At 54.7% G+C, this 4,510-nt stretch carries 5 protein-coding genes; all 5 read left to right on the plus strand.

The window, feature by feature from the left end:
• Positions 1-270: 30S ribosomal protein S12 (gene rpsL, locus ACIPL0_RS30790; protein WP_400731757.1), on the plus strand; the 270-nt coding region annotated here is incomplete at its 5' end.
• A gap of 116 nt (positions 271-386) precedes the next feature.
• A complete protein-coding gene (gene rpsG, locus ACIPL0_RS30795; RefSeq protein WP_007970418.1) occupies positions 387-860 on the plus strand; it encodes a 30S ribosomal protein S7 in 474 nt (157 codons plus the stop codon).
• Between the two features lie 30 nt (positions 861-890).
• A complete protein-coding gene (gene fusA / locus ACIPL0_RS30800) occupies positions 891-3,020 on the plus strand; it encodes an elongation factor G (RefSeq protein WP_400603061.1) in 2,130 nt (709 codons plus the stop codon).
• A gap of 31 nt (positions 3,021-3,051) precedes the next feature.
• Positions 3,052-4,245 (plus strand): elongation factor Tu, encoded by a 1,194-nt coding sequence (gene tuf, locus ACIPL0_RS30805; protein ID WP_108240410.1) that lies wholly within the window; start codon positions 3,052-3,054, stop codon positions 4,243-4,245.
• Positions 4,246-4,385: 140 nt separating this feature from the next.
• On the plus strand, positions 4,386-4,510 hold a 125-nt coding region (locus tag ACIPL0_RS30810), incomplete at its 3' end, for a 30S ribosomal protein S10 (protein ID WP_283162632.1).

Consider the following 4,510-nt stretch of genomic DNA (forward strand, 5'->3'; position numbering starts at 1 on the left):
ACCCGTGTGTACACCACCACGCCGAAAAAACCTAACTCGGCACTGCGTAAAGTATGCCGTGTGCGTCTGACCAACGGTTTCGAGGTTTCCTCGTACATCGGTGGTGAAGGCCACAACCTGCAAGAGCACAGCGTCGTTCTGATTCGTGGCGGCCGTGTAAAAGACTTGCCAGGTGTTCGTTACCACACCGTTCGCGGCTCTCTGGATACCTCCGGCGTTAAAGGCCGTAACCAGGGTCGTTCGAAGTACGGTACCAAGCGTCCGAAGTAATTCGGTCGTTTTGCAGTCGTTTTTTAAATTTATTGAGTCGATAAGAGTAAGGTCGGGCACTGCATTTCGATATGCGCTGTCCCGAGCGAACCTGAAGACCGTTTGAGGGCTTATCAATGCCAAGACGTCGCGTAGCAGCCAAACGTGAGATCCTGGACGATCCGAAGTACGGATCCCAGATCCTCGCCAAGTTCATGAACCACGTAATGGAAAGCGGCAAGAAAGCCGTTGCCGAGCGTATTGTTTACGGTGCTCTGGATACCGTTAAAGCACGCAAGGCGGGTACCGACCCCCTGGAACTCTTCGAAAAAGCACTCGACGCCATCGCTCCGCTGGTCGAAGTGAAGTCGCGCCGCGTTGGTGGTGCTACTTACCAGGTTCCGGTTGAAGTACGTCCTTCCCGTCGTAATGCTCTGGCAATGCGCTGGCTGGTAGACTTCGCGCGCAAGCGCGGTGAGAAGTCCATGGCTCTGCGTTTGGCTGGCGAACTGCTGGACGCCGCTGAAGGCAAAGGTGCTGCAGTCAAGAAGCGTGAAGACGTGCACCGTATGGCTGAAGCCAACAAGGCTTTCTCGCACTACCGCTTCTAATTTCAGCGTCACTATTTTTGCGAGGGCTTTATGGCTCGTACTACTCCGATTAATCGCTACCGTAACATCGGTATCGTTGCTCACGTGGATGCTGGTAAAACCACCACCACCGAGCGCGTCCTTTTTTACACAGGCGTAAACCACAAAATGGGCGAGGTGCATGACGGCGCCGCGACCATGGACTGGATGGTGCAGGAGCAGGAGCGTGGTATTACCATTACTTCTGCTGCGACCACCGCTTTTTGGCAGGGTTCTGTCAAGCAGCACAAGGACAAGTATCGTTTCAACATCATCGATACCCCCGGCCACGTTGACTTCACCATCGAAGTAGAGCGCTCCCTGCGCGTACTCGACGGCGCAGTCGTTGTGTTCTGTGGTACCTCGGGTGTTGAGCCGCAATCGGAAACCGTATGGCGTCAGGCCAACAAATACGGCGTTCCTCGTCTTGTTTACGTAAACAAGATGGACCGTGCCGGTGCGAACTTCCTGCGTGTAGTCGACCAGATCAAAAAGCGTCTGGGTCACACCCCAGTGCCGATTCAGCTGGCTATCGGTTCGGAAGATAACTTCCAGGGCCAGATCGACCTGATGACCATGGAAGCTGTTTACTGGAACGATGCCGACAAAGGCATGGAGCCTGTTCGCAAGGCCATTCCAGAAGACATGCAAGAGCTGGCCGAAGAGTGGCGCAGCAACATGGTTGAGGCAGCTGCCGAAGCCAACGAAGAGCTGATGAACAAGTACCTGGAAGGCGAAGAGCTGTCGATCGAAGAGATCAAGGCTGCTCTGCGTCAGCGTACTATCGCCGGCGAAATCGTTCTGGCGGTCTGCGGTTCGTCGTTCAAGAACAAGGGTGTTCCTCTGGTTCTCGACGCCGTTATCGACTACCTGCCAGCGCCTGTCGAGATTCCTGCGATCAAGGGTATCAACCCTGACGACAAGGAACTGGACAAGGACGATCCGGCTGTTCGTCACGACGAGCGTCATGCAGACGACAACGAGCCGTTCTCGGCTCTGGCGTTCAAGATCGCGACCGACCCGTTCGTGGGTTCGATCACTTTCGTGCGCGTCTACTCGGGTGCTCTGAACTCCGGTGACTCGGTACTCAACTCGGTAAAAGGCAAGAAAGAGCGTGTGGGCCGTATGGTTCAGATGCATGCCAACAGCCGCGAAGAGATCAAAGAAGTACTGGCTGGTGACATTGCTGCCCTGATCGGCATGAAAGATGTGACCACTGGTGAAACTCTGTGCGCCCTGGATAAGCCAATCATCCTCGAGCGTATGGACTTCCCAGAGCCGGTTATTTCGGTTGCCGTTGAGCCGAAGACCAAAGATGACCAGGAAAAAATGGGTATCGCTCTGAGCAAGCTGGCTCAGGAAGACCCGTCGTTCCGCGTCAAGACTGATGAAGAGACTGGTCAGACGATCATCTCCGGTATGGGCGAATTGCACCTGGACATCCTGGTTGACCGGATGCGCCGTGAGTTCAACGTCGAAGCCAACATCGGTAAACCGCAGGTTTCTTATCGTGAGAAGATCACTAAGAACTGCGAGATCGAAGGCAAGTTCGTTCGCCAGTCCGGTGGTCGTGGTCAATTCGGTCACTGCTGGATCCGTTTTGCGCCTGCTGACGAAGGTCAGGAAGGTCTGCAATTCGTGAACGAAGTGGTTGGTGGTGTTGTTCCTAAGGAATACATTCCTGCCATCCAGAAAGGCATTGAAGAGCAGATGAAGAACGGTGTTGTTGCCGGCTATCCGCTCATCGGCCTGAAGGCTACCGTCTTTGACGGTTCTTACCACGACGTCGACTCCAACGAGATGGCGTTCAAGGTGGCTGCCTCCATGGCGACCAAGCAGCTGGCCCAGAAGGGCGGCGGTGTTGTGCTTGAGCCGATCATGAAGGTAGAAGTTGTAACACCTGAGGACTACATGGGTGACGTGATGGGTGACCTGAACCGTCGTCGTGGTCTGATCCAGGGTATGGAAGATACGGTTTCCGGCAAGGTTATCCGTGCCGAGGTTCCGTTGGGTGAGATGTTCGGTTACGCAACCGACGTCCGTTCCATGTCTCAGGGTCGCGCGAGCTACTCTATGGAATTCTCCAAATACTCCGAAGCTCCGTCGAACATCGTCGAAGCTCTCGTTAAAAAACAAGGCTGATTCAGCCCCTTTAGGCTAGGAGTTCACTGTCGTGGCTAAAGAAAAATTTGAACGTAACAAACCGCACGTCAACGTCGGCACCATCGGTCACGTTGACCACGGTAAAACCACTCTGACCGCTGCTCTGACTCGCGTCTGCTCCGAAGTTTTCGGTTCGGCCAAAGTCGACTTCGACAAAATCGACAGCGCGCCAGAAGAAAAGGCTCGTGGTATCACCATCAACACTGCGCACGTTGAATACGATTCGTCGGTTCGTCACTACGCGCACGTTGACTGCCCAGGCCACGCCGACTACGTCAAAAACATGATCACCGGTGCTGCCCAGATGGATGGCGCGATCCTGGTTTGCTCGGCTGCCGATGGTCCGATGCCACAAACTCGTGAGCACATCCTGCTGTCCCGTCAGGTTGGCGTACCGTACATCGTTGTCTTCCTGAACAAGGCTGACATGGTTGACGACGCTGAGCTGCTGGAACTGGTCGAAATGGAAGTTCGCGATCTGCTGAGCACCTACGACTTCCCAGGTGATGACACCCCGATCATCATCGGTTCGGCTCTGATGGCTCTGAACGGCCAAGACGACAACGAAATGGGCACCAGCGCTGTCAAGAAGCTGGTTGAAACTCTGGACAGCTACATCCCAGAGCCAGAGCGCGCTATCGACAAGCCGTTCCTGATGCCAATCGAAGACGTATTCTCGATCTCGGGTCGCGGTACTGTTGTAACTGGCCGTGTTGAGCGTGGCATCGTTCGCATCCAGGAAGAAGTTGAGATCGTTGGTCTGCGTCCAACCACCAAAACTACCTGCACCGGCGTTGAGATGTTCCGCAAGCTGCTGGACGAAGGTCGTGCTGGCGAGAACTGCGGCGTTCTGCTGCGTGGCACCAAGCGTGACGACGTTGAGCGTGGTCAGGTTCTGGCCAAGCCAGGTTCGGTCAAGCCGCACACCAAGTTCACCGCAGAAGTCTACGTTCTGTCGAAAGAAGAAGGCGGTCGCCACACTCCTTTCTTCAAAGGCTACCGTCCACAGTTCTACTTCCGTACTACTGACGTGACTGGTTCCTGCGAACTGCCAGAAGGCGTTGAAATGGTAATGCCAGGTGACAACATCCAGATGGAAGTCACCCTGATCAAGACCATCGCTATGGAAGACGGTCTGCGCTTCGCCATCCGTGAAGGCGGTCGTACCGTCGGCGCCGGCGTCGTAGCCAAAATCATCGAGTAATTTTCGATGGATTGAAAAAGCCCCCGCTTAGCGGGGGCTTTTTTATTGGGTTGACACCCTGTTGGCCCGTCTATAGAATTGCGCCTCCTTTTAACGGGCGTATTGCGCCCGGTGGGAAGTAGCCTGGAGTCTGAAATCCAATGCAAAATCAGCAAATCCGTATCAGGTTGAAGGCTTTTGACCATCGCCTGATCGACCAATCCACCCAGGAAATCGTGGAAACCGCGAAACGTACTGGTGCTCAAGTGCGTGGTCCTATTCCACT

The sequence above is a fragment of the Pseudomonas sp. NPDC090208 genome, from assembly GCF_044746785.1.
In the GTDB taxonomy this organism is placed as follows: Bacteria; Pseudomonadota; Gammaproteobacteria; order Pseudomonadales; family Pseudomonadaceae; genus Aquipseudomonas.